A 25,035-nucleotide genomic window follows, 5' to 3' on the forward strand; every position below is an offset into this window, starting at 1 on the left:
CTGCCATTACCCATTTTTCGGCCTTGAAGAGGCGGGGGGAGCTCTTTCACTGATGGCGACTGTGTTCGAACATCGGCGCGACGCTGCGTGCGCCTGAAAGAGTTTTGATGCTGCTCGTCGTCGAACAGTTCCTGAACGGATTGCAGTTCGGCCTGCTCCTGTTCCTGCTCGCCGCCGGCCTGACGCTGGTGTTCGGGATCATGGATCTCGTCAACCTCGCGCACGGCTCGCTCTACATGATGGGCGCCTATTTCGCCGCGACCTTCGCGGCCTGGACCGGCAGCTTCCTGCTCGGTGCGCTGATGGCACTCGGGGCCACGCTGGTGCTCGGCATCGTGCTCGAGGTGACGGCGCTGCGGCATCTCTACGGCCGCGACCATCTCGACCACGTGCTCGCGACCTTCGGCCTGATCCTGTTCTTCAATGAAGCCGTGCGGCTGATCTGGGGCCCGGCGGGCCTTGCGCTGCCGCTGCCGGCCTGGCTCACGGTGCCGGTGCCGATCCTGCCCGGCATTCACTATCCCGCCTATCGGCTCGCCATCATCGCCGTGGCGATGCTGGTCGCGCTGCTGCTCTATCTCGGCGTGATGCGCACCCGCATCGGCATGCTGATCCGCGCCGGCGCCTCCAACCGCGAGATGATCGGCGCACTCGGCATCAACATCAAGCTGCTCTACACGCTGGTGTTCGGCTTAGGGGCCGCGCTTGCCGGCCTTGCCGGCCTGATGCAGGCGCCGATTCTCACCGTGCAGATCGGCATGGGCGAGAACATCCTGATCCTCGCCTTCGTCATCATCGTGATCGGCGGCATCGGCTCGATCCGCGGCGCGTTCCTGGCCGCGATCTTCGTCGGCATGATCGACACGCTCGGCCGCGCCTTCCTACCCAATCTGCTGCGGCAGGTGCTGAGCGGCGCCGCTGCCTCCACCGCCGCGCCCGCGCTGTCCTCCATGCTGATCTACCTCCTGATGGCGATCGTGCTGGTGGTGCGGCCGGAGGGGCTGTTTCCGGCCAACCGTCGATGAAGAGTTTGAGCGTGAGCAAGGCCGTCACGGCCCTGATGCTGGCGAGCCTCGTGCTGCTGCCGCTCTATTCGTCCCTGTCCGGCAACGTCTTCATCCTGACGCTGTTCACCCGCATCGTCATCCTGGCGCTGGCGGCGGCGAGCCTCAACCTCATCATGGGTTTTGGCGGCATGATGAGTTTTGGCCACGCCGCCTATCTCGGCATCGGCGGTTATGCCGTCGGCATGCTGGCGCAGGAAGGCGTCGGTTCCGGCTTCATCCAGTTCCCAGTCGCGCTCGCGGCGTCCGCCATCTATGCGCTCGTGATTGGTGCGCTCTCCTTGCGTACCCGCGGCGTCTATTTCATCATGATCACGCTGGCCTTTGCGCAGATGGCCTACTACGTTGCCTCGGGTCTGGCGCGCTACGGCGGCGATGACGGCCTCACCGTCTACAAGCGCAGCGATTTCTCCGGGCTGATCAACCTGTCGGACCGCACGCAGTTCTATTATCTCTGCCTCGCCTGCTTGTTCGCCGTCATCTTCCTGATCTGGCGCATCGTCAATTCGCGTTTCGGCCTCGTCGTGCAGGGGCTGCGCTCCAACGAGCAGCGCATGCAAGCGATCGGCTTCCCGGCCAAGCGTTACCAGCTGGTCTGCTTCGTCATCTCGGGCACCATGTGCGGCCTTGCCGGCGCGCTGCTCGCCAACAACACCGACTTCGTCAGCCCGGCCGTGATGTACTGGACGCGCTCCGGCGATCTCATGGTCATGGTGATTTTGGGGGGCATGGGCACGCTGTTTGGCCCGATCATGGGCGCGGTGGTGTTCCTGCTGCTGGAAGAGTTTTTGTCGCAGATCACCGAATACTGGGCGATGATCATGGGACCGCTGCTGCTGCTGATCGTGCTGTTCGGCCGCGGCGGCATCATGGGCGTGCTCGGGAGGGCTGGCCGTGGCTGAACCCTTGCTCCGCGTCGAAAAGCTGGTGCGCCGCTTCGGCGGCATCGTCGCGACCGATAACGTCTCGCTCGACGTCGCGGCCGGCGAGCTGCATGCCATCATCGGCCCGAACGGCGCCGGCAAGACCACGCTGATCAGCCAGCTCACCGGGCATCTCGAACCGCATTCCGGCAGCGTCTCGCTGGCGGGGCGCGACATCACATACTTGCCGGCCTATCGCCGCTGCGCGCTCGGCCTCGCCCGTTCGTTCCAGATCACCTCGCTGCTGCTCGACTTCACTGCCGCGGACAATGTCGCGCTGGCGGCACAGGCCCATGCCGGCACCTCGTTCCGCTTCTTCGCCAACGCGCGCAAGGAGAAGGGCCTGCGCGATGCCGCCCACGCCGCGCTCGATCGCGTCGGTCTCGGCCATCGCGCCGATGTCCTGGTGAACAGGCTCAGCCATGGCGAGCGTCGCCAGATCGAACTTGCGGTTGCGCTCGCAAGCAAGCCGAAGCTCCTGCTGCTCGACGAGCCCATGGCGGGCCTTGGTGTGACTGAATCGCAGCGCATGGTGCAACTGCTCCAGGAACTGCGCAAGGAGGTCTCGATCGTGCTGGTCGAGCACGACATGCCGGCGGTGTTCGCGCTGGCCGACCGCATCTCGGTTCTGGTCTATGGCCGCGTCATCGCCTCCGGCGATCCGGCCGCGATCCGTGCCAATGAAGAGGTCAAGCGCGCCTATCTCGGCGATCAGCATGTGGTGACGCACCATGGCTGACACGCTGCTCGAGGTCGACGGCATCGAGACCTGCTATGGCCTGTCCCAGGTGCTGTTCGGCCTGTCGCTGTCGATCAGCTCGGGCGAGATGGTCTCGCTGATGGGCCGCAACGGCATGGGCAAGACCACGACCATCCGCTCGATCATGGGCCTGACGCCCGCACGCGCCGGCACGATCCGCTTTGCCGGCGCCGAGGTTCGGCAGTTGCCGTCCTACAGAATTGCAAAACTCGGCGTCGGCCTGGTCCCTGAGGGGCGGCAGATCTTCCCGAATCTCACCGTGCGCGAGAACCTGGTCGCAGCCGCCGCTGACCGTTTCGGCAGCAGTAATCCGTGGACGCTGGCCGCGATCTACTCCCTGTTCCCCCGCCTTGCCGAGCGCGCCGCAAACATGGGCAACCAGCTCTCCGGCGGCGAGCAGCAGATGCTCGCGATCGGGCGCGCGCTGATGACCAATCCGAAACTGCTGATCCTGGATGAAGCGACCGAGGGTCTCGCGCCGCTGATCCGCGAAGAAATCTGGAACTGCCTGTCGCTGCTCAAGAGCCGCGGACAGTCGATCCTGGTCGTCGACAAGAACGTCGACCACCTCGCCCGCATCTGCGACCGCCACTACATCATCGAGCGCGGCAAGACGGTGTGGAGCGGCACCTCCAACGAGCTGATGGCCGAGCCGGATCTGCAGCACAAGTATTTGGGGATTTAGCGGTCTCGACGGCGAGGTGAGGAGCGGATGCTCGCCTCGCACTCCGGTGTCGTCCCGGCGAAGGCCGGGACCCATACCGCGTGATCTATCGGCTGCGGTCAGTATCAGTACCGGGCGACCAGTCTTCGCCAAACCTCTCCCTGTGGTTGATGGGGTGGACGGCCCCCTACGGCATCAGTGTGCCAGAATGAGGTTGTTGCAAATCTCAGACAAGGGAGCCGTCCGTGAGCGAGATTATCCGAATTGGGATCGATACGTCGAAGCATATTTTTCAACTGCATGGGGTGGACGCGGCGGAGCGGCCAGTGCTGCGCAAGCGGCTGACGCGCAAGCAGATGCTGGAGTTTTTTGCCAAGCTGCCGGCGACGCAGGTGGGGATGGAGGCCTGCGGGGCGGCGCATTACTGGGCGCGGGAGCTGGGCAAGCTGGGCCACGAAGTGAAGTTGATGGCGCCACAGCACGTGAAGCCCTATGTCAAGCGCAACAAGAACGACGGGCGCGACGCTGAGGCCCTGTGCGAGGCGATGAGCCGGCCGACGATGCGGTTCGTGCTGGTGAAGAGTGCCGAGCAGCAGGCCGCGTTGATGCTGACGGGCTTGCGCGAGCAGATGATCGCCCGGCGCACCCAGCTTAGCAACATGATCCGCGGCTATGCGGCTGAGTTCGGGATCACGGCGGCCAAGGGGCTCAGCCAGGTCGAGCCGCTGTTGGCGCAGATCGCGCAAGACGAAAGCGTGCCGGACCTGGCGCGCGATCTGTTGGCGCAGCAGGGCCGCCAGTACGCGCAGTTACAGGAGGAACTGAAGACAATCGAAGCCAGGCTGAAGGCCTGGCACCGTGCCAACCCGGACAGCCGGCGCCTTGCAGAGATTCAAGGGATCGGGCCGATCGGTGCGCCTGAGCTGATCATGAAGACGCCGGATCCGCACGCGTTCAGCTCCGCAAGGCATTATGCGGCCTGGATTGGGCTGACTCCGAAAGACCATTCCACTGCCGGCAAAACCCGTCTCGGCAAGATCACCCGTGCTGGAGACGAGCGGCTGCGCAGCGTCCTGGTGGCGGGAGCGACCGCCGTGATCAAGCAGGCCATGTGCGGCCGCGGTCACCCGTCACCTTGGCTGTTGGCCCTGCTCAAGCGCAAGCCGCCCAAGCTCGCAGCCGTGGCGCTCGCCAACAAGAATGCCCGCATCGCCTGGAAGCTGATGGTGACGGGGGAGAGATACGACGGCGCTCGGATGCGGGCTGCATCCGCGGCTGCCGCCTAAGGGAGATCAGCCGATCGGGTTCGCCCGACCGGCCGAGCCGGAGCTGCAAGAGGAGTAGATGGTAGGATCGATCGATCCGAGGTGCGAGACATCCCGTGGGACCCATCGGCCGAACCCAGGTCGCGTGGTTGATTGGAGCTCGCGTCGCGGAAACCATCTTGGCCAGCGGTTCAAATCAACCGCACCAACAGGCCGGACATATGGATGCAAGCGATCCGATCAGACCGCCAAGCCTCTTGTGCCACGGGGGCCGTCCACATATGGGTCCCGGCCTTCGCCGGGACGACGTTGGGGAGGTAGCTTTGCCAATCAACTACCAATAAATCCCATGCCGATGCAGCTCGCGGATCACCCGCGCCTCGGTGGACGGCTGCCGGCGCTTCGGCTTGGCGGTTTCGGTCCTCGTCGCCGCCGGCGCCGCGGCGGGCCGGGCTGGCGTTGCGGCAGCCGGAGCTGCTGTGGCCGGCGCTGTCGATGCTGCCGGCGCGCCCGTCGCTGTTGACGTGGGCGCGGTCGTCGCCGTCTGCGCATTCGTCGTCTGCGGCGCCGGCGAGGCTTGGGTGGTCTGTGGCGGCGCCGCCGTGGTGGCGGGCTGCTCCGCCTGCTGGCTGGCACTGCTGGCTGCCAGGCTCAGGCTCCGCGAACCGCCGGCGTGAGCCCCGGTTGCGAGCAGCGACATTGCTGCGATCAGGATCAGCTTGCGCATGATAGCCCTCATCATCTGGTCAATCCGTCTTACCCATTCGCGTGCACCGGCGGCTAACGCGTGAAGCGATGCATCCCGATCTCGATCAGGGTTGCCCGGCAGGACAGGCGATAGATCAGGCTGAACAATCGACCCCACATGACCGAACTCCGTTGTTGATCACGCAGTGAACTCATAGACCACGCGCCTTTCCGGCGTTTTTCGCGGCATGGAGAAAATGGCTTCGTCCGGGACGGCGCGATGTCGTCGGAACATTCCGGATGAAGTCGCCTCACAGGCGTGTGAGCAATGCATCGGGTTGAGGCGCGTCCGGATTCCGATAGAGGCCGGTAGTTCTCCCGAGATGAAGTGCGCGCGGCGCGGCAGTATCGTGCGGCGCTTTCAGGCTTGGTTATTGAATGGGCTCCGATCGCGAAGAGAACCCGCCGATCCTCATCTGCTCAAAATGCGGGAGGCCAATGAAGTTCTTGGCGACACTACCGGGAATAGTCACGTTGCCTCCGGTGCACGCCTATATTTGTGTCCCGTGTGGTCGGGTCGACACGATTCAGCTGAAGTAAGTCACCGGTGCCGGATTGAACCGGACTTGTTCAGAACATCTCGAAATATTCCCGATGCTCCCAGTCGGTTACTTCAGACAGGAATCGGTCGATCTCGGCGTTCTTGATGTGGGTGTAGTAGTCGACGAATTCCGCCCCGAACTTTTCGCGGAAGAACGGGTCGTCCTTCAGTGCGGTGACGGCGTCGCGCAGCGACTTCGGCAGCAACGGTGCCTTGGTCTCGTAGGGCGTATCGGCCGATGGGCCGGGATCGAGCTTGCGGTCGACGCCGTCGAGGCCTGAGAGAATCTGCGAAGCCATGTAGAGATAGGGATTGGCGGCGGGCTCGCCGATGCGGTTCTCAAGGCGCGTGGCGGCATCATCGGCGCCGCCGAGCACCCGGATCATCACGCCGCGGTTGTCGCGGCCCCAGATCGCGCGGTCCGGCGCCAGCGAATAGGAGCGATAGCGCTTGTAGCCGTTGATGGTCGGTGTGGTGAACACGGTCGACGCGCGGGCGTGGTCGAGCAGGCCGGCGAGGTAGGACTTGCCGAACGCGCTGAGCGGCTCGGTACCGTCCTTGGCAGTTTCCTTGGCCATGAATTGGTTCTCGCCGCTCGTGCGCGAGACGATCGACTGGTGCAGATGCCAGCCGCTTGCAAACACGTTCGGCAGTTTCGGCCGGCACATGAAGGTAGCGTGATAGCCGTGGCGGCGGGCAATCTGCTTCACGGCGCTGCGGAACAGCACCATGTTGTCGGCGGGCTCCAGGCCCCTCTTCGGCGCGAAAGTGAATTCGCACTGGCTCGGGCCGAACTCGACCTCGACCGAGCGCAAGGGCAGGCCGAGCGCGACGATGTCGCGCCGCAGAATCTCCAGCACCGGCTCCATCTGATCGAAACGCTGCTCGGTGAGGTATTGATAGCCGTGGCTGAGCAGGCTCACCGACGGCGGCGTGCCGGGCTGGCTCGCGTCCTCCGCGCGCATATGCGGGTCGTCGAGCCGGAAGATGTGGAATTCCACCTCGAGCCCGGCGACGAAATCGTAGCCGCGCGCGCCGAGATCATCGAGCACGCGCTTGTAGAGCCCGCGCGTCGCGAACGGCACGGGACGGCCGTCGTTGAAATAGAGGTCGCAGAGCACCCAGCCCGTGGTCGGCGCCCAGGGCAGCACGCGAAAGGTGGTGGGATCGGCGACCATCAGCACGTCGGCTGCGCCCTCCATCTCCTTCATGCCGAACCCGCCGCCCGACGTGAACACCGGAAACACCGTGCGGTGCGAGGTGTCCTTGGCGAGCATGGTGGTGGTGATCGAGCAGCCGCTTTCCAGCGAGGCGATCGCCTCGGAGGCGACGATGGTCTTGCCGCGCAAAATGCCGTGCTGGTCGGGGAAGGCGAGGCGGATGACCTCGAGGTTCTTGTCCTCGACGATGCGGCGCATGCGCGCCGCCGCGTCCTTCTGCTCATCCGACCACAGCGCATGGCGCGCGACGAAAGTCACTTCATCACTCCCTCAACTGCCGTAGGGTGGGCAAAGCGAAGCGTGCCCACCGTGTCTATCGTCCGCACGGAAACATGGTGGGCACGGCGCTTTGCGCCTTTGCCCACCCTACGGGGTCCGTGCACGCACGTCACTCCGCCGCCGTCAGCCGATGCACGTTGTCCGCGATCTCCTTTGGCACCGGTGCGGTCCACGGTGCGCCGCGGCGGCGTTTGACGTCGACCTCCATCCAGTAGGTTTCCCAGCCCCGCGTCGGCCCGATGCCGTCCATGGTCGCGGGGCCCTGGATGCTGCGTGCGTTTGTCTCGTCCAGGAACAGCATCGGCCTTTCGCCGCTAGAAACCTTCTCGATCTCCTGCCGAAGCAGGCGGCGATATTGCACGATCGCCTTGTCGCTCTGGCCGAGATGCTCCTTGGTACGGTCCTGGATCGCGCCCATCGATTCCACCGCCCACTGGTCGTGGACGTTGATGTCGTTGCCCATGCCGGTATAGGTCTCGGTCGCCTGCTCGTGCGGATCGAAGCCGTAATCGTTGGTCTTGTTCTTGCGCGACTTGTAGTCGGGCAGCTCATAGAGCTCGAGCCGCTGGTCGCGCATCTTCTGCTTGTCGACCGGGTTGGTGTAGCTGGTGAAGATCGCGTACCAGTAGCAGTTCTCGTCGTCGACGGGCACGTGCCACTGCGTGATCGTCATCTCCGTGCTCATGGGGATGACGAAGCCGTGCGGGAACAGCTGGTTGGTGACGCGCACATGCGTCCGCTCCTCGTCGATCTCGCGCAGTGCGATCAGCCGCAGGCCGTATTCGGTGTGCTCGACATTGATGATCGGGCGGTCGTATTCGCGCAGGATCTTCGTCATCGGCAGATCACTGCCGGCGGAGGCGCCGCGGAACTGCTTGCCATAGGCGGTCGAGGTGTCTTCGTCCTCGAAGAAGCGATGCAGGTAGGAGGCGTGCGCGGGATCGATGCCGACCTCCAGCGCCTGCAGCCAGTTGCAGGCCATGTGGCCTTTGAAGGCGAACGTGTGCGTGCCGGGCGCAACAAAACAGTCGAGCTCCGGGAATGCGGGCGGCTCGCCTTCGCCGAGATAAGCCCAGAGGATGCCGCTTTTCTCCACCACGGGATAGGAGCGCTGGCGGATGTTCTGGCAGAGCTTTGAATCCTTCGGCTCGGCCGGCGTCTCGATGCACTGGCCGGTGGCGTCGAACAGCCAGCCATGGAAGGCGCAGCGCAGGCCGCCATGCTCGAGCCGTCCGAAGGCGAGGTCGGCGCCGCGATGGGCGCAGTGGCGGTCGATCAGGCCGTAGCGCCCGGTCTCGTCACGGAACAGCACCAGGTTCTCGCCGAGCAGTTTTACGGGACGGATCGGCCGCGCGCCCTCCAGTTCGTCGACCAGCGCCGCCGGCTGCCAGTAGCTCCGCATCAGCTTGCCGCAGGGGTCCTTCGGCCCGGTGCGGGTGATCAGGTCGTTCTGCTCCTGGCTCATCATGGCGGTCGCGTCCTTTTTCTGGAGAGGCGTTATGTTCGCCTATTGAACGAATGGGCGAATTATGACATGCCTTGGATCGGCAGCAAGCACTATTTTGCAGGATTGTCCCGGCGCCATGCCCAAGCTGAAGCGGAGCGAGAGTGACGAGCGCCCGACGGATTTCGTCGAGGCCCTCGACCGCGGCCTGCGCCTGCTTCAGTGCTTTGGCACGACCGCAGGCCCGATGACGCTGAGCGATCTCGCCCGCGCTGCCGATCTTCCGCGCGCGACCGCGCGGCGCATGCTGTTCACGCTCCAGCGTGGCGGTTTTGTCAGTGGCGACGGCAAACTGTTCTCGCTGACGCCGCATGTGCTGACGCTGGCGGCGTCCTATCTGCGCTCCAATCAGCTCGTGGCCGTGCTCCAGCCGGTGCTCGATCGCGTCGCGACCGCGGCGAATGAGATCTCCTCGCTCGCAGTGCTTGATGGCGACGACGTCGTGTTCATCGCCCGCAGCAGTCCGGCGCGCATGTTCTCGGGTGGGCTGGAAATCGGCTACCGACTGCCGGCCTTCTGCACCTCGGTCGGCCGCGCCATGCTCGGCCGGCTCGACGATGCCGATCTCGCCGCGCGCCTGACGGCGATGAAGCGGGAGGCGCTGACGCCGCAGACGGTGACCGACCCGAAGGCGCTGCTCGCGCGCATTGCCGCCGATCGCGCACAGGGCTATGCGCTGGTCGACCGCGAGGCCGAATCGCATTTCCGCTCGATCTCGGTTCCCGTCCGTCGCTACGACGACGTGATCGTCGCCGCCATCAACATGGGTGCCCATGTCGATCGCGTGCCGGCGCAGAAACTGATCGATCGCTTCCTGCCGCTGTTGAGGGGAGGGCGCGGAGGCGGTGCGTTCGCAATTGCTGTAGCTGCGTGGGTGCAACGCAAGAACAGGCCTGCGCCGACGCTAATCCGCCTCCATTTCCGCCACCCGTGCTATAATGCGTTCCGAACAACACCAGGGAGCACGCCATGCAACACACCATGGTTCCCAGTGATCGCGTCGAGCATGTCGCCGTCTACGGGTGCGACGGCACGAAGCTCGGCACGGTCGAACGATTGATGCTCGACAAGGTAAGTGGAACGGTCGCCTACGCCGTGATCAAGACCGGTAGGCTGCTCGGTACGCACCACCACTATCCCGTGCAGTGGAGCGCGCTGAAATATGATCCGGGACGTCAGGCCTTCCAGGTCGATCTGACGCCGGAGCAATTGAGCAGCGGCCCCTGCGAAGTCGATGGCGAGGAATTCGATTGGGGCGACCGCTCGCGGCCCTACCAGCATCCAAATTACTGGTCGATCTAGCCGCGTCGGAAGTACGGGCTACCTCCCGGTGAGCAGCCTCACGGCCGGTTGCGCATCCAGTCGGCAAGACCGGACAGCGCCTTGTCGAGATCCCGCCGCGCGGCGCCATCTGTCACCGTCTCTTCCATCGCGCCGCGCATGCAGAGCATCCACGCGTCGCGCTCGGCGTCCCCAATGGCAAAGCCGATGTGCCGCTGCCGCAGCCGCGGATGTCCCTTCTCAGGGGTATAGAGCCGCGGGCCGCTGGTCCATTCGGTGAGATAGCGCTTCAGCACGTCCCTGATCAGGCCGAGATCGGCCGCATGCATGGTGCGGATGATCTGCGCTTCCGGCAGCGTATCCATCCGCTCGTAGAAGCGGTCGACGAGACGATCGATCGTGGCACGGCCGCCGATCCGCTCGAACATGGAGATGGTGACGTCGCTATCGGTCATCGTTGGTCCCAAGGATTTCTGTTGGGCGTTGATATAGTGTTGCTGGAGGTCGCGCAAAATCCTCCGCCGTCGCCCCGGACAAGCGCGCCTTAAGCGCGCGCAGATCCGGGACCCATATGTGGACGGCCCCCGTGGCACAAGAGGCTTGGCGGTCTGATCGGATCGCTTGCATCCATATGTCCGGCCTGTTGGTGCGGTTGATTTGAACCGCTGGCCAAGATGGTTTCCGCGACGCGAGCTCCAATCAACCACGCGACCTGGGTTCGGCCGATGGGTCCCACGGGATGTCTCGCACCTCGGATCGATCGATCCTACCATCTACTCCTCTTGCAGCTCCGGCTCGGCCGGTCGGGCGAACCCGATCGGCTGATCTCCCTTAGGCGGCAGCCGCGGATGCAGCCCGCATCCGAGCGCCGTCGTATCTCTCCCCCGTCACCATCAGCTTCCAGGCGATGCGGGCATTCTTGTTGGCGAGCGCCACGGCTGCGAGCTTGGGCGGCTTGCGCTTGAGCAGGGCCAACAGCCAAGGTGACGGATGACCGCGGCCGCACATGGCCTGCTTGATCACGGCGGTCGCTCCCGCCACCAAGACACTGCGCAGCCGCTCGTCTCCAGCACGGGTGATCTTGCCGAGACGGGTTTTGCCGGCAGTGGAATGGTCTTTCGGAGTCAGCCCAATCCAGGCCGCATAATGCCTTGCGGAGCTGAACGCGTGCGGATCCGGCGTCTTCATGATCAGCTCAGGCGCACCGATCGGCCCGATCCCTTGAATCTCTGCAAGGCGCCGGCTGTCCGGGTTGGCACGGTGCCAGGCCTTCAGCCTGGCTTCGATTGTCTTCAGTTCCTCCTGTAACTGCGCGTACTGGCGGCCCTGCTGCGCCAACAGATCGCGCGCCAGTTCCGGCACGCTTTCGTCTTGCGCGATCTGCGCCAACAGCGGCTCGACCTGGCTGAGCCCCTTGGCCGCCGTGATCCCGAACTCAGCCGCATAGCCGCGGATCATGTTGCTAAGCTGGGTGCGCCGGGCGATCATCTGCTCGCGCAAGCCCGTCAGCATCAACGCGGCCTGCTGCTCGGCACTCTTCACCAGCACGAACCGCATCGTCGGCCGGCTCATCGCCTCGCACAGGGCCTCAGCGTCGCGCCCGTCGTTCTTGTTGCGCTTGACATAGGGCTTCACGTGCTGTGGCGCCATCAACTTCACTTCGTGGCCCAGCTTGCCCAGCTCCCGCGCCCAGTAATGCGCCGCGCCGCAGGCCTCCATCCCCACCTGCGTCGCCGGCAGCTTGGCAAAAAACTCCAGCATCTGCTTGCGCGTCAGCCGCTTGCGCAGCACTGGCCGCTCCGCCGCGTCCACCCCATGCAGTTGAAAAATATGCTTCGACGTATCGATCCCAATTCGGATAATCTCGCTCACGGACGGCTCCCTTGTCTGAGATTTGCAACAACCTCATTCTGGCACACTGATGCCGTAGGGGGCCGTCCACCCCATCAACCACAGGGAGAAGTTTTGCGAAGGCTAGTCGTTCGGGATTGGCAGCGACCACAATCGATGGATCACGCGGTATGGGTCCCGGCGCCCGTGCGCAATTGCGCACTAGGCCGGGACGACAGCGGAGAGCTACAACGCCACGCTCCGCAGCCCGAAGCTGCGCGCTTCGTTCTGCAGCACAGGCCGGACCGCGTCGATCAGCCGTGCGGCTGCGGCGTCGACCGAAAGCCCCGCCGTGTCCACCACCGCGGTCGCGCGCGAATACAGCGGCTCGCGGCTGAGCAGGATGTTGCGCAGCTCCGTCATCGCCGAGCGATCATCCGCCATTGGACGCAGGTCGCCCTGGCGGCGGACGCGGGCCATGTGCTCTTCCGGCTCGGCCTTAAGCCAGATCGTGTAGAACGAGGTCAGGATCTGGTCGAAGGTCAAAGGCTCCGACACGATGCCGCCGCCGGTCGCCAGCACCATCAGCTCGTTGCGCGCGAGCAGCTGCTGCAGCGCCGCCTGCTCCATGCGGCGAAAGCCTTCCTGGCCGTAGAGCGCGATGATCTCGGCGACCGAGAGCCCGTTCTGCTGCTCGACCTCCTTGTTGAGCTCGACAAAGCTCCAGCCGATCTTCTTCGCCAGCATCCGGCCGAGCGTGGATTTGCCGGCGCCGCGCAGGCCGATCAGCGCAATGCCGCAGAACGGCGCACGCCGCGGCGCTGATGCGCTGCCCCCAGTGAGCAGATCTTTTGCTTGCGCGATCTGCGCCGGCGTCGCCTTGCGCAAGAGGTCGCGAAACATCTGCCAGTCCGGCGTCGGGTCTGCCGAGGGCAGCAGGTCTTCGAGATGCGCGCCCATCGCGTCGGAGACGCGTCGCAGGAGCACGATGGAGACGTTGCCCTTGCCGCTCTCGAGCTGCGCAATGTAGCGCTCCGAAATTCCTGATACCTTGGCGAGCACCTTTCGCGACATGCCGCGCAGCGCGCGCATGGTGCGCACACGCTGGCCGAGCTGTTCGAGAAAGCGGGATTCGGCGTCGGGACTGTCGGTCATGAGCCTTCTTTACGGATGCCTTCTTGAAAGAAGGTCCTGCGGCGCGTTTTAATGAAACATAGTGCCTGCTGGCATTGACAGCAAGCCGCCGGAGTGTCTTTCTATGAATTATAATTCTAAATTCGGGAGAGATGTCCGTGAGCGAGGGATCCTATAACGCGGTGACCTGGCTGCTCGACCGCAACGTCGAGGAGGGCAGGGGAGGCAGGCTCGTCTTCGACGACACCGTCTCGCGGCTCACCTATGGCGAGCTCCAGCGCGAGACCCGGCGCGCCGCCAACATGCTGCGACGGCTCGGCGTCCGCCGCGAAGAGCGCGTGGCGATGATCATGCTTGATACGGTCGATTTCCCGATCGTGTTCCTGGGCGCGATCCGCGGCGGCATCGTGCCGGTGCCGCTCAACACGCTGCTGACATCAGATCAATACGCCTACATCCTCGCCGACTGCCGCGCGCGCGTGCTGTTCGTGTCGGAAGCGCTCTACCCCGTCATCAAGGACGTGGTCGGCCGCATGCCGGATCTCGAGCATGTCGTCGTCTCCGGCGCCAAGCAGAACGGCCACAAGCAATTTGCTGAAGAGATCGCGGGCGAAAGCGATCAGTTCACCACTGCAGCGACGCACCCGGATGAGCCCGCGTTCTGGCTCTACTCATCAGGCTCGACCGGCATGCCCAAGGGCGTGCGCCATCTGCATTCGAACCTGCAGGCAACGGCGGACACTTACGCCAAACAGGTGCTCGGCATCCGCGAGAGCGACGTGTGCCTGTCCGCGGCAAAATTGTTCTTCGCCTATGGCCTCGGCAACGCGCTGACCTTCCCGATGTCGGTCGGCGCCACCGTGATCCTCAACAGCGAGCGGCCGACGCCGGCGCGCATGTTCGACCTGATGAACCGCTACAATCCCTCGATCTTCTACGGCGTGCCGACGCTGTTCGCGGCGATGCTCAACGACGAGGCGATGAAGGGCGAGCGCGGCGGCAAGAGTTTGCGCATCTGCACCTCGGCCGGCGAGGCGCTGCCGGAATCCGTCGGCAACAGCTGGAAGGCGCGTTTCGGCGTCGACATTCTCGACGGCGTCGGCTCGACCGAGCTGTTGCACATCTTCCTCTCGAATGCGCCCGGCGACATCAAATACGGCTCCTCCGGCAAGCCGGTGCCCGGCTATGCGGTGCGGCTGGTCAACGAGGCCGGCCAGGACGTCGCCGACGGCGAGGTCGGTGAGCTCCTGGTCGATGCGCCCTCGGCCGGCGAGGGCTACTGGAACCAGCGTCACAAGAGCCGCCGCACCTTCGAGGGGCCGTGGACCCGCACCGGCGACAAATACATCCGCGACGCGGACGGCCGCTACACCTTCTGCGGCCGCGCCGACGACATGTTCAAGGTCTCCGGCATCTGGGTCTCGCCCTTCGAGGTCGAGAGCGCGCTGATCACGCATCCGGCGGTGCTGGAAGCCGCCGTCGTGCCCGAGGCCGATCCGGAAGGGCTCTTGAAGCCGAAGGCCTACGTCGTGCTGCGCCCTGGTGCGAAAACGACGGAGCTGCAGGAGATGCTGAAGGAGCACGTCAAGCAGAAGATCGGCCCGTGGAAATATCCGCGCTGGATCGATGTGGTGGAGTCCTTGCCGAAGACCGCGACGGGAAAGATCCAGCGGTTCAAGTTGCGGGATGGGACGAATTGAGTGGCTCCGTCATTCCGGGGCGCGCGAAGCGCGAACCCGGAATCTCGAGCCATGGACTGCAATCTCGAGATTCCGGATCAGCTCGCTTTGCGAGTTGTCCGGAATGACGGAATGAATGGAAACGAGACCATGACCAACCTCACCCCCACCGGCTTCCTCAGCATCGGAAGCACCAGTCTCGAATATAAATGGCTGGCGCCGCAAGTCGCGGACGCGCCCACCATCGTCATGCTGCATGAAGGCCTCGGCTCGGTCGGCCTCTGGGGCGACTTCCCCGAGAAGCTGCAGCAGGCGACGTCCGCCGGCATCTTCGTCTATTCGCGCGCTGGCTACGGCCAGTCGAGCCCGGTCACGCTGCCGCGGCCGCTCGATTACATGCAGCGCGAGGCGCTGGACGTGCTGCCGAAACTGTTCGATGCAATCGGCTTCAAGCGCGGCCTGTTGCTCGGCCATTCCGACGGCGCCTCGATCGCGACGATCTATGCCGGCGCGCATCAGGATCATCGCCTGAACGGCCTCGTGCTGATCGCACCGCATTTCATCGTCGAGGACATCTCGGTCAAATCGATCGCCGCGATCAAGACGGCTTACGAGACCACGGACCTCAAGACAAAGCTCGCGCGCTGGCACAAGGACGTCGACAATGCCTTCCTTGGCTGGAACGGCGCCTGGCTCGACCCGAAATTCCGCGACTGGGACATCTCGGAATATCTCGCCTACATCCGCGTTCCCGTCATGGTCCTGCAAGGTGTCGACGACCAATATGGGACACTGCGCCAGGTCGAAATTGCGCAGGAAGAGTGTTATTGTCCGGTCGATTTTAAAGTCATTTCAGACGCGGGCCATTCCCCGCATCGTGAAGCGCCGGGGGCGACGCTTGACGCGATTGAGCAATTTGCAAACGCGGCCCTGCGCGACGATCAGGGACTCCAAGGACGCGCCGCATGAACATGCGGAGGCACATGCATGAATGTGCCTTCACATGCGACCGGCCCGTTGCCGTGGCCGCGATGGGCCTATGTGCCGGGCGAGACCGGCCAGGTGGACGCCGATGACGAGACGCTTCGTCTCGCGAAGGCCCTGGTGCCTTCGGCCTTCCGCGGCCATGTGCCGGCGCGCCATCCGGCATTGCGCTACGGGCTCGCGCTGAACGATCGCGGCTATTTCTGGGAGGCGCAGGAGGTGCTGGAGGCCGTGTGGGCCGCAGCGCCGCAAGGCGGCCGCGAGCGCATTCTGCTGCGCGCCTGCATTCATGTCGCCAATGCGAATTTGCGACTGCGGATGCAGAGGCTGCACTCGGCCGCGCGTCTGTTCGGCGATGCGCAGGCCGAACTGCGGGCGTTGAGCGCGCGCAAGGCGGTGGCCGGCGGCGACGGCTTTGTCGAGAGCTTTCCGGTTCCGGCGCTGACCGCGCTGCTCCAGGCCAAGCTCGGCCGTCCCCAGCTCTCCAAGGCCGATTGGATTGCGCTTGGCGCCATTGTGCGGTCCTAGCCACCTGCATGAAACAAAGTGCATGCGAGAGCGGTTAAGGGCTAGACGCCTTCCAAAAGATGCACTATTGTGCATCTAAAGGTAAACGCCAGAACGCATAATCAAGCTCAAGGGTGGCCCATGGCCGGGGAAGATCGGCGCCTCGCAGGCGGCGCGACATTCATCGATTTCCAGACCGAACCGTCCCGCTACAAGCACTGGAAGCTCGCGGTCGACGGCGACGTCGCGACGTTGACCATGGACGTCGACGAGAATGGCGGCCTGTTCGAAGGCTACCAGCTCAAGCTCAATTCCTATGACCTCGGCGTCGACATCGAGCTCGCCGACGCGATCCAGCGCCTGCGCTTCGAGCATCCCGAGGTGAAGGTCGTGGTGATGCGCTCGGCCAAGAACCGCGTGTTCTGCGCCGGCGCCAACATCCGCATGCTCGCGGGCTCCACCCACGCCCACAAGGTGAACTTCTGCAAGTTCACCAACGAGACCCGCAACGGCATGGAAGATTCGTCGGAGAATTCCGGCCAGCGCTTCATCACCGTCGTGAACGGCTCGGCCGCCGGCGGCGGCTATGAGCTGGCGCTCGCGACCGACCACATCATCCTTGCCGACGACGGTGCGTCCGCTGTCGCGCTGCCCGAAGTGCCGCTGCTTGCGGTGCTGCCCGGCACCGGCGGCCTCACTCGCGTCGTCGACAAGCGCAAGGTCCGCCGCGACCACGCCGACTTCTTCTGCACCATCGAGGAAGGTGTGAAGGGCAAGCGCGCCGTGCAGTGGCGTCTCGTTGACGAGATCGCGCCGAACAGCAAGCTCGAGGGCAAGATTGCCGAGCGTGCCAAGGAATTCGCCGCGGCCTCGAAGCGCAAGGGCAGCGGCAAGGGCATCGCGTTGACGCCGATCAAGCGCCTGATCGACGACACCAGCATCCGCTACGGCTTCGTCACGGTCGATATCGATCGCACAGCGCGCATCGCCACGATCTCGATCAAGGCCCCCGAGGCCGCGCCAACTGCCGACATCGACGGCATGATGGCGCAGGGCGCTGCTTTCTGGCCGCTCGAGGTCGCGCGCGAGCTCGACGACGCCATCCTGCATTTGCGCATCAACGAGCTCGAGATCGCGATGCTGGTGTTCAAGAGCCATGGCGACCGCGCCCATGTGCTCGCGCACGACGCCTTCCTCGAAGCCAACAAGGCGCACTGGCTGGTCAACGAAGTCAGGCATTACTGGAAGCGTGTGCTCAAGCGCATCGACGTCACCTCGCGCACGCTGGTGACGCTGGTCGAGCCCGGCTCCTGCTTTGCCGGCACGCTGGCCGAGCTCGTCTTCGCCGCCGACCGCTCCTACATGCTGATCGGCACGCGCCAGGGCGACAACCGTCCGCCGCCGTCGATCGAGCTGTCCGCCATGAATTTCGGCCCGTATCCGATGAGCCACGGGCTGACACGGCTGGAATCGCGCTTCCAGGCCGATCCGTCCGATGTGGAGCGCGCGGAAGCAACGCTCGGCACGAGCCTCGATGCCGAGCAGGCCGAGGAGCTCGGCCTCGTCACCTTCGCGCTCGATGACATCGACTGGGACGACGAGGTCCGCGTGTTCCTCGAGGAGCGCGCCAGCTTCTCGCCCGACAGCCTCACCGGCATGGAAGCGAGCCTGCGCTTCGTCGGTCCCGAGACGATGGAATCGAAGATCTTCGCGCGCCTCACCGCCTGGCAGAACTGGATCTTCCAGCGCCCCAACGCGGTCGGCGAGGAAGGCGCACTGCGCCGCTACGGCAGCGGCCAGAAGCCGAAATTCGATATGACGCGAGTGTAGCGATTTTCGTGTCCCGGGCGCGCTGCGGCACGAAGTGACGCTGCGCAGAACCGGGACCCAGACGGACCAGACAATAGGTCCCGGCTCAGCAGTGCAGCACTTCGCGCCGCACTGCGTCCGGGACACGAGACCGATCAAGGAGCACGGCCATGAACATGAACATCATGAACGTCGACTACTCGACCAAGATTCCCAACAACGTGAATCTCGCCGAAGACCGCCAGGTGCTGAAGGCGCTGGAAGGCTGGCACCCCGGCTATATGGACTGGTGGAGCGACATGGGGCCGGAAGGATTCCAGGAATCGCTGGTTTACCTGCGCACCGCCTACTCCGTCGATCCGCGCGGCTGGGCCAAGTTCGACTATGTCCGCATGCCCGAATATCGCTGGGGCATTCTCCTTGCTCCCCAGGAAGAAAATCGCGTCGTGCCGTTCGGCAAGCACTATGGCGAGCCCGCCTGGCAGGAAGTCCCGGGCGAGCATCGCGCCATGCTGCGCCGCCTGATCGTGATCCAGGGCGACACCGAGCCCGCCTCGGTCGAGCAGCAGCGCCATCTCGGCAAGACCGCGCCCTCGCTCTACGACATGCGCAATCTGTTCCAGGTCAATGTCGAGGAAGGTCGCCATCTCTGGGCGATGGTCTATTTGCTGCAAAAATACTTTGGCCGCGACGGACGTGAAGAGGCGGATGATTTGCTGCGCCGCCGCTCCGGCGATGCCGACGCACCGCGCATGCTGGGCGCCTTCAACGAGGCGACGCCGGACTGGCTGTCCTTCTTCATGTTCACCTATTTCACCGACCGCGACGGCAAGATGCAGCTGCACTCGCTGGCGCAGTCGGGCTTCGATCCGCTCTCGCGCACCTGCCGCTTCATGCTGACCGAAGAAGCGCACCACATGTTCGTCGGCGAGACCGGCATCACCCGCGTCGTGCAGCGCACCTGCGATGCGATGAAGGCGGCCGGCATCACCGACCCCACCGACATCGCGAAAGTCCGCGCGCTCGGCGTGATCGATCTTCCGACCATCCAGAAGAAGCTGAACCTGCACTATACGCTGTCGCTCGACCTGTTCGGCTCGGAGGTCTCGACCAACGCGGCCAACGCCTTCAACGCCGGCATCAAGGGCCGCTATCACGAGACCCAGATCGAGGACGATCACCAGCTCAAGAACTCCACCTATCCGGTGCTCAAGCTGATCAACGGCGAGGTCAAGCTGGTCGACGAGCCGGCACTGACCGCGCTCAACATGCGCCTGCGCGACGATTACAGCCAGGATTGCGTCAAGGGCATGCTGCGCTGGAACAAGGTGATCTCGACCTCCGGCTACGACTTCAAGCTGACGCTGCCCAACGTCGCCTTCCACCGCCATATCGGCGAGTTCAAGGACGTGCACGCCACGCCCGACGGGATCCTGATCGACGATGCCACCTGGGCCAGGCGCAAGGACGATTGGCTGCCCTCGACGGCCGACGGCGACTTCATCACATCCCTGATGCAGCCCGTCACCGAAACCGGCAAGTTCGCCTCCTGGATCTCGCCGCCGAAAGTCGGCATCGACAACAAGCCCGGCGATTTCGAGTATGTGAAGATCGAGTCGTAGGCGTCTTCTTCACCTCTCCCCGCTTGCGGGGAGAGGTCGGATCGCCCCCGGCGATGCGAAGCATCGTCCGGCGCGATCCGGGTGAGGGGGTACAGGTGCGGCGGCAATCTCCCGTGTGGAGAGAGGCCCCTCACCCCAACCCTCTCAGCGCGAGCGAAGCTCGTCGCGACCCCGCAAGAGCGGGGCGAGGGAGCGCACCGCCCGTGTCGCGGACAGCGCCGCCCTGTTGCCCGCCACCTACCCCGCAATCTCCAGCCCGGCATTCGCATACACCACCCCGCCATCGACGGCGATGGTGTTGCCGACCACGTAATCGCCCGCGCGCGAGGCGAGATAGATCGCCACGCCCGCCATATCCTCGTCGCTTCCGATCCGCCGCGCCGGAATGCGCTTTGCGACCTCGTCCGCGTGGTCGCGCGCGGCACGGTTCATGTCGGACTTGAACGCGCCCGGCGCGATCGCAGTGACGTTGATGTTGTCCTTGACCAGCTTCGTCGCCATGCGCCGCGTCAGATGGATCACGGCGGCCTTGCTGGCGGCGTAGGAATAGGTCTCGCTCGGATTGACGAAGATGCCGTCGACCGAGGCGATGTTGATCACCTTCGCCGGCCGTTCCGCGCTGGCTGCGGCACGCAACGGCTTTGCCAGCGCCTTGGTCAGGAAGAACAGCGACTTGACGTTGAGGTCCATCACCTTGTCCCAGCCGCTTTCGGGGAATTCGTCGAACTCCGCGCCCCAGGCCGCGCCCGCATTGTTGACGAGGATGTCGAGCTTCGGCTCCAGCTTGATGATTTCGGAGGCCAACTTGTTGCAGCCTTCGACGGTGGAGATGTCGATCGGCAGCGCGATGCATTCGCCATCATATTGCGCGCTGAGCTCCTGCGCGGTCGCCTCGCATGGGCCGGCCTTGCGCGCGGTGATGTAGACCTTCGTAGCTCCGGCGCTGAGGTATCCCGCCGCGATCATCTTGCCGATGCCGCGCGAGCCGCCGGTCACGAGCGCGATGCGGCCTTTGAGCGAGAAAAGATCGTTGAACATGGTGCCTCCCTTGGTTGGCGCCCGTTGTGGGCGGGGCGGGGAGGGGAGTCAAGGAAGGCCCTCCATCGTCGTCCTGGCGAAAGCCCATGGGCGCTAAAATAGTTGCATTGCTTGATAGCGACGTTTTCGTCTTGGTGGTTCGTGTAGATGCCGTCCGAGCGTGGAGCGAAGTCTGCGCAGGCAAGCAATCGCGGGTTGGGGCATGATTGCTTGTCGGAGGGAGGCGACGAGTTGGCGGAGCAGACGCCAGGTCCCTGGACGGGTCAGGCGGCCTCGGCCAAGCGGGGAGAGTCCTCGAGTTCGTCGACGAGTGGCTCGAGCAGGAGAATGATCAGCAGATGAGCGAGGATGTGGGGCCTGGCGGACCGCTCGTCAGTTCCGGGAGGGCCCTTCAGGCCAATCAAACTCTTGAGCCGCTTGAAGCCGAGTTCAATGCGCCATCGCAGCCGATAGAGGGCAAGGACATCGCTCGTTGAGAAGTCCTCCGGTGCGAGCGAGGTCACCAGGATCACCCAATCTGCAGCGTCAAGTGTTTGCCTGGAGAGCTGGTGGCCTCCCTTTTGGGCCGTTCGGCGCGCCTTGCGTCGTGCGACCGCGGCCGCTTGCGCCGGCTTCTTGACGGCAACCAGACGCAGAGCGAGCAGCGGTGCGCCAGACTTGCGTTTTATCCAGATCGGTCGATCGATCAGGCCACATGCCGAAGCCTTGCGCAGTTCGGCCGTCAGATCGACCAGACCACCTTTGGCATCAACCCAACGCGCGCTCTTCCAGCCGGACCGGATCACGAAGTCCGCGCCGGCATCGACGAGACGTGCCATGCGCTCCGGTTGCAGATAAGCGCGGTCGCCAAGACGGATTTCGCCGGCAATCACCGGTATCCGGTCCAGCGTCTCGCCCGCTCGCTGATCGGTCAGCTCGAAGTGACCAAAGCGCTCCTGCGGAAGATCGAACGCGCTGTGTATGCGCCACACCGCGTTCTTGTTCCTGCCGCTCGTCCCAGCCTTCGGGACCGTCGTGGCGTCAACAATGCGGATCAGGCGGCCGTGGCTCGCCTTCGGCGCACCGCTCGCCAGTGCTTGGCCTATCAACTTCGCCAGCCAATCTCCGCACTGACGCAACCGATACAACAGAGCCACGTTGGAGATATCGACAAGGCCCACCGACGTGGCCCATGCCGCCGTCAACCGCAGACCTCGCTCGCCAAGGCAATACGCCAGGATCAAGCGCAGCAAATCCACCGCATTGCTGATTTCCCGCGGGCGGACAAACGCCTTCGTCTCGCGCGCGCTAACGTTGAGCGCTTCGGCGCCGCCAAGCCGGGCGACAACACGCGCCCAGTCCTCGTTCACAAGCGATTCGTGTGCCATCCCAATTTGGAATCACAAGCCAATCCAATGCGCAAATCCTATTTTAGCGCCCATGGGCGAAAGCCAGGACCCATTACCCCAGGAAGAAGTCGTTGGAATGAGCTGTGGCTCCAGCGTGCCGCATAACCAACTGCGGTGGTAATGGGTCCTGGCTTTGGCCAGGACGACACCTCAGTTTGTAGCGACAGCAGAGACTACGCCGCCGCGATCCGGCGAAAGCCGTTCCACATCGCCGTCGCCGCGCCCGAGGTCAGCACCGGCAAAATCCGCGTGTCCTGGTAGTTGCCGTTGAGCGAGACGCGCGGCAGCGCGGTCATGTGGCCGGCGTTCTCGGCGAACAGCATGCCGGGCCGCGTCGTCACTGCGGTCTTGAATCCGGCCGAGGCGGCCAGGGTGAATTCACGCTCGCCGGCGGCATCGCGATCGCCATAGGGGTAGGCGAAGTGCAGCACGGGACGCTCCAGCGCCTGCTCGATGCGCGTGCGGCTCATCGCCATCTCCTGCGCGGCGACCTGTTCCGCCTGCTTGGCGAGATTGCAATGGCTGACGGTATGAGCACCGATCGTGACCAGCGGATCGGCGGCAAACCTCTTCATCTCGTTCCAGGACAGGCAGAGGCCGCGGCACAGTGCTTCCATGTCGACGCCATGTCGGGTGCAGAGCGCTGCGATCTCGCGCGCCAGATCATGCTCGCCGGGCAGCGCGCGCAGCCAGTCGTGCAGGCGGTCGAACGTCGCCTGCTTTGCGGCCGGCGTCGTCGCGTCGAGCCGCAGCGCGGAATTGCCGATTTGCACCTCGATCTGCTCGGCCCTGGCGATCACGGCCTCGAGCGCCGTCCACCACAGCCGCCCGGTGCCTTCCGCAAAATCGCTGGCGACATAGACCGCCAAAGGCGCGTCAAATTCGCGCAGCACCGGCAGCGCATAGTCCAGATTGTCGCGATAACCGTCGTCGAGCGTGAAGGCGGCGAAGCGGCGGTCGAACCGGCCCTGCGCCAGCCGCTCATGCAGCTCGTCCATGCTGACGATGTCGATGTCGCGCGTGCGCAGATGGCTCAGCGTCGCGCGCAGGAACTCGGGGGTGACTTCGAGATGCCGGTTCGGCTGGAACGCATCCTCGCGGGCCGGCCGCACGTGATGCAGCATGAAAATGGCGCCGACGCCCGAGAGCAGCGGACGCAGCAGATGATGCGCGCCACTGAAGTACAGCGCCCCCAGCCCGGCGCGGATGACGTTGTTGCGGAGTTGTTTCATTTCAGGCTGGCGGACCCCCGGGCATTCCGCCCTCAACTCTAAGGAAGGACCCTTGAAGAAAAAGTTATTCCAATTGTCCACGCAGGTCGCCTGGGAGGGCGCGATTTCCGGTTTGACAGCCCGCCAAGGGTTTGTTTTGTCTCCGGTTCCAGAGTTCGGGTCGTCGAATGCAGAAGCTTTTCAGGTGGGCCAGCAAATGGTGGCCGGGGCTCATCCCCCTGGCCGTCATGTGGGGATTTGCGGCCTGGAATAATACCGTGCCGGTTGAGGCGGATTTGTCCGCCCGCAGCTCGGCGGCGCTGAAGGATACCGTTCTGGACAAGACCCGGATCGCGGTGGACGGCCGCGACGTCAGCCTGGCCGCGGACGCGTTTTCCGAGGAGGGGCGTCGCGACGCGGTGATGGCGGTCGAGTTCGTCCCGGGGGTGCGCCTGGTCGACGACCGGACCCGCCTCGTTCCCGAGGCAACGCCCTTTGTCTGGAATGCCGAGCGCGACGTGGTGCGGGTGACGCTGTCGGGTTCCGCCCCCCTGCCGTCGATCAAGGCCCGCCTGACCGAGGCGGCGCGCAAGGAGGTCGGCGGCGTCGAGGTGGCCGATCAGATGGGTCTTGCGCGCGGCGCGCCGCCGCGCTTCGAGGCGGCCGCGATGCTGCTGCTCGACCAGATCGGCAAGCTCAAGGACGGCAAGATCACGATAACGGATACCAAGGTCAATCTGTCGGGCATGGCGCGCGAGCTCGGCGGTCGCGAGGCGATCGCGGCCGCGCTGAAGAATCTGCCCGAGGGGTTCGCGATCGCCGCCAACGAGATCAAGGCGCCGCCCTACATCTTCCAGGCCTACAAGGATCCGGTCGCCGCGACCGTGACGCTGACCGGCTACGTCCCCGACAACAATGTCCACGCGGCGATCGCCACCAGCGCGTCGCGAAAGTTCTTTGGCGAAAAGGTCGTCGACAATCTCAAGGCCAGCATCGGCGCGCCTGCCTCCTTCAACCCCGCCGTCGTCGCAGCGCTCGGGGCGCTGTCGCGGCTGTCGACCGGCACGCTGGTCGTGTCCGACCGCGAGGTGAAGCTGTCGGGCGATGCGCTCTATGAAGGCGCCGCCAACGACATTCGCGCAGGCCTCGGCAAGGATTTTCCAAAGGCCTGGCAGTACAAGCCGGAGATCACGGTGAAGCCGGCGGCGGGCCCGGTCGACGGCACGGTCTGCCAGCAATTGTTCTCCGAGCTCCTGGGCAAGGGCAAGATCCGCTTCGCGGCCAAGCGCGCCGACATCGATCCGGACTCCGCCGGCATCCTCGATCATCTCATCGAGACGGCGCTGCGCTGCCCTAACGCCAATATCGAGGTCGCGGGCCACACTGATGCCGACGGCGAGGACTCTTTCAACCAGGCGCTCTCCGAGAAGCGGGCGCAGGCGGTGATCGACTATCTGGTCAAGGCCGGCCTGCCCGCCAGCCGCTTCAGCGCGGTCGGCTATGGTGCAACGCAGCCTGTCGCCGGCAACGACACCGACGACGGCAAGGCCCAGAACCGCCGCATCGAATTTCTGGTGAGGTGACG

21 protein-coding genes and 1 pseudogene are annotated in these 25,035 nt (G+C 64.6%); 13 read left to right on the plus strand and 9 right to left on the minus strand.

The features are described 5' to 3' along the window. Positions 1-107 precede the first annotated feature (107 nt). From ACVJ19_RS15350 to ACVJ19_RS15370, 5 genes are all read left to right on the plus strand, one after another. Positions 108-1,025, plus strand: coding sequence for a branched-chain amino acid ABC transporter permease (locus ACVJ19_RS15350; RefSeq protein ID WP_453948361.1), 918 nt, complete (start codon positions 108-110; stop codon positions 1,023-1,025). Then, on the plus strand, positions 1,022-1,966 hold the full coding sequence (locus tag ACVJ19_RS15355) for a branched-chain amino acid ABC transporter permease (RefSeq protein WP_453948359.1): 945 nt from the start codon (positions 1,022-1,024) through the stop codon (positions 1,964-1,966). Before ACVJ19_RS15350 ends, ACVJ19_RS15355 begins: the two co-directional genes overlap by 4 nt. Beyond that, positions 1,959-2,726 carry an ABC transporter ATP-binding protein gene (locus tag ACVJ19_RS15360; protein WP_453948358.1) on the plus strand — a complete coding sequence of 256 codons (768 nt, stop codon included), beginning with the start codon at positions 1,959-1,961 and terminating at the stop codon, positions 2,724-2,726. Before ACVJ19_RS15355 ends, ACVJ19_RS15360 begins: the two co-directional genes overlap by 8 nt. Further along, positions 2,719-3,432 (plus strand): ABC transporter ATP-binding protein, encoded by a 714-nt coding sequence (locus tag ACVJ19_RS15365; RefSeq protein ID WP_453948356.1) that lies wholly within the window; start codon positions 2,719-2,721, stop codon positions 3,430-3,432. Before ACVJ19_RS15360 ends, ACVJ19_RS15365 begins: the two co-directional genes overlap by 8 nt. A gap of 224 nt (positions 3,433-3,656) precedes the next feature. Beyond that, positions 3,657-4,697 (plus strand): IS110 family RNA-guided transposase, encoded by a 1,041-nt coding sequence (locus ACVJ19_RS15370; RefSeq protein WP_453948065.1) that lies wholly within the window; start codon positions 3,657-3,659, stop codon positions 4,695-4,697. A 313-nt stretch (positions 4,698-5,010) separates the two neighbouring features. Here ACVJ19_RS15370 and ACVJ19_RS15375 read toward each other — a convergent pair whose 3' ends face one another. From ACVJ19_RS15375 to ACVJ19_RS15385, 3 genes are all read right to left on the minus strand, one after another. Further along, positions 5,011-5,418: a hypothetical protein gene (locus tag ACVJ19_RS15375; RefSeq protein WP_453948355.1), complete on the minus strand. Its 408-nt coding sequence runs from the start codon at positions 5,416-5,418 to the stop codon at positions 5,011-5,013. Between the two features lie 575 nt (positions 5,419-5,993). Next, complete coding sequence (locus tag ACVJ19_RS15380) at positions 5,994-7,442, minus strand: glutamine synthetase family protein (protein ID WP_453948353.1); 1,449 nt, start codon at positions 7,440-7,442, stop codon at positions 5,994-5,996. 130 nt (positions 7,443-7,572) lie between these two features. Next, positions 7,573-8,931, minus strand: coding sequence for an aromatic ring-hydroxylating dioxygenase subunit alpha (locus ACVJ19_RS15385; protein WP_453948351.1), 1,359 nt, complete (start codon positions 8,929-8,931; stop codon positions 7,573-7,575). A 115-nt stretch (positions 8,932-9,046) separates the two neighbouring features. On the opposite strand from ACVJ19_RS15385, the pseudogene ACVJ19_RS15390 reads away from it, so the two are divergent. After that, positions 9,047-9,833, plus strand: a pseudogene (locus ACVJ19_RS15390) (IclR family transcriptional regulator domain-containing protein). 115 nt (positions 9,834-9,948) lie between these two features. Continuing rightward, complete coding sequence (locus ACVJ19_RS15395) at positions 9,949-10,269, plus strand: PRC-barrel domain-containing protein (protein ID WP_456739525.1); 321 nt, start codon at positions 9,949-9,951, stop codon at positions 10,267-10,269. 38 nt (positions 10,270-10,307) lie between these two features. Here the strand turns inward: ACVJ19_RS15395 and ACVJ19_RS15400 are convergent, their stop codons facing one another. The 3 genes from ACVJ19_RS15400 to ACVJ19_RS15410 all read right to left on the minus strand — a co-directional run bounded on the left by ACVJ19_RS15400 (position 10,308) and on the right by ACVJ19_RS15410 (position 13,233). Then, positions 10,308-10,703, minus strand: a complete 396-nt coding sequence (locus ACVJ19_RS15400) for a group II truncated hemoglobin (RefSeq protein ID WP_453948347.1) — start codon at positions 10,701-10,703, stop codon at positions 10,308-10,310. Between the two features lie 376 nt (positions 10,704-11,079). Then, entirely contained in the window at positions 11,080-12,120 is a 1,041-nt protein-coding gene (locus ACVJ19_RS15405) for an IS110 family RNA-guided transposase (protein ID WP_453948226.1), read from the minus strand. 204 nt (positions 12,121-12,324) lie between these two features. Further along, a complete protein-coding gene (locus tag ACVJ19_RS15410) occupies positions 12,325-13,233 on the minus strand; it encodes a helix-turn-helix transcriptional regulator (RefSeq protein WP_453948345.1) in 909 nt (302 codons plus the stop codon). Positions 13,234-13,370: 137 nt separating this feature from the next. Here ACVJ19_RS15410 and ACVJ19_RS15415 point away from each other — a divergent pair, with 137 nt between their 5' ends. From ACVJ19_RS15415 to boxB, 5 genes are all read left to right on the plus strand, one after another. Further along, a complete protein-coding gene (locus ACVJ19_RS15415; RefSeq protein WP_453948343.1) occupies positions 13,371-14,912 on the plus strand; it encodes a benzoate-CoA ligase family protein in 1,542 nt (513 codons plus the stop codon). A gap of 129 nt (positions 14,913-15,041) precedes the next feature. Next, positions 15,042-15,860, plus strand: a complete 819-nt coding sequence (locus tag ACVJ19_RS15420) for an alpha/beta fold hydrolase (RefSeq protein ID WP_453948342.1) — start codon at positions 15,042-15,044, stop codon at positions 15,858-15,860. Between the two features lie 18 nt (positions 15,861-15,878). Further along, a complete protein-coding gene (locus ACVJ19_RS15425) occupies positions 15,879-16,403 on the plus strand; it encodes a DUF309 domain-containing protein (RefSeq protein WP_453948340.1) in 525 nt (174 codons plus the stop codon). 120 nt (positions 16,404-16,523) lie between these two features. Beyond that, positions 16,524-18,212 (plus strand): 2,3-epoxybenzoyl-CoA dihydrolase, encoded by a 1,689-nt coding sequence (gene boxC / locus ACVJ19_RS15430; protein WP_453948338.1) that lies wholly within the window; start codon positions 16,524-16,526, stop codon positions 18,210-18,212. A gap of 149 nt (positions 18,213-18,361) precedes the next feature. Beyond that, positions 18,362-19,813: a benzoyl-CoA 2,3-epoxidase subunit BoxB gene (boxB, locus tag ACVJ19_RS15435; protein WP_453948336.1), complete on the plus strand. Its 1,452-nt coding sequence runs from the start codon at positions 18,362-18,364 to the stop codon at positions 19,811-19,813. A 237-nt stretch (positions 19,814-20,050) separates the two neighbouring features. Here the strand turns inward: boxB and ACVJ19_RS15440 are convergent, their stop codons facing one another. From ACVJ19_RS15440 to ACVJ19_RS15450, 3 genes are all read right to left on the minus strand, one after another. Further along, positions 20,051-20,851, minus strand: a complete 801-nt coding sequence (locus ACVJ19_RS15440) for an SDR family NAD(P)-dependent oxidoreductase (protein ID WP_453948334.1) — start codon at positions 20,849-20,851, stop codon at positions 20,051-20,053. A gap of 263 nt (positions 20,852-21,114) precedes the next feature. Further along, on the minus strand, positions 21,115-22,218 hold the full coding sequence (locus ACVJ19_RS15445; protein WP_453947895.1) for an IS4 family transposase: 1,104 nt from the start codon (positions 22,216-22,218) through the stop codon (positions 21,115-21,117). Between the two features lie 194 nt (positions 22,219-22,412). Beyond that, a complete protein-coding gene (locus ACVJ19_RS15450) occupies positions 22,413-23,471 on the minus strand; it encodes a polysaccharide deacetylase family protein (protein ID WP_453948333.1) in 1,059 nt (352 codons plus the stop codon). A 167-nt stretch (positions 23,472-23,638) separates the two neighbouring features. Between ACVJ19_RS15450 and ACVJ19_RS15455 the strand changes: the two genes are divergently transcribed. Further along, entirely contained in the window at positions 23,639-25,033 is a 1,395-nt protein-coding gene (locus ACVJ19_RS15455; RefSeq protein ID WP_453948331.1) for an OmpA family protein, read from the plus strand. The last annotated feature ends 2 nt before the right edge of the window (positions 25,034-25,035 follow it).

This window comes from Bradyrhizobium sp. USDA 376 (genome assembly GCF_054063675.1).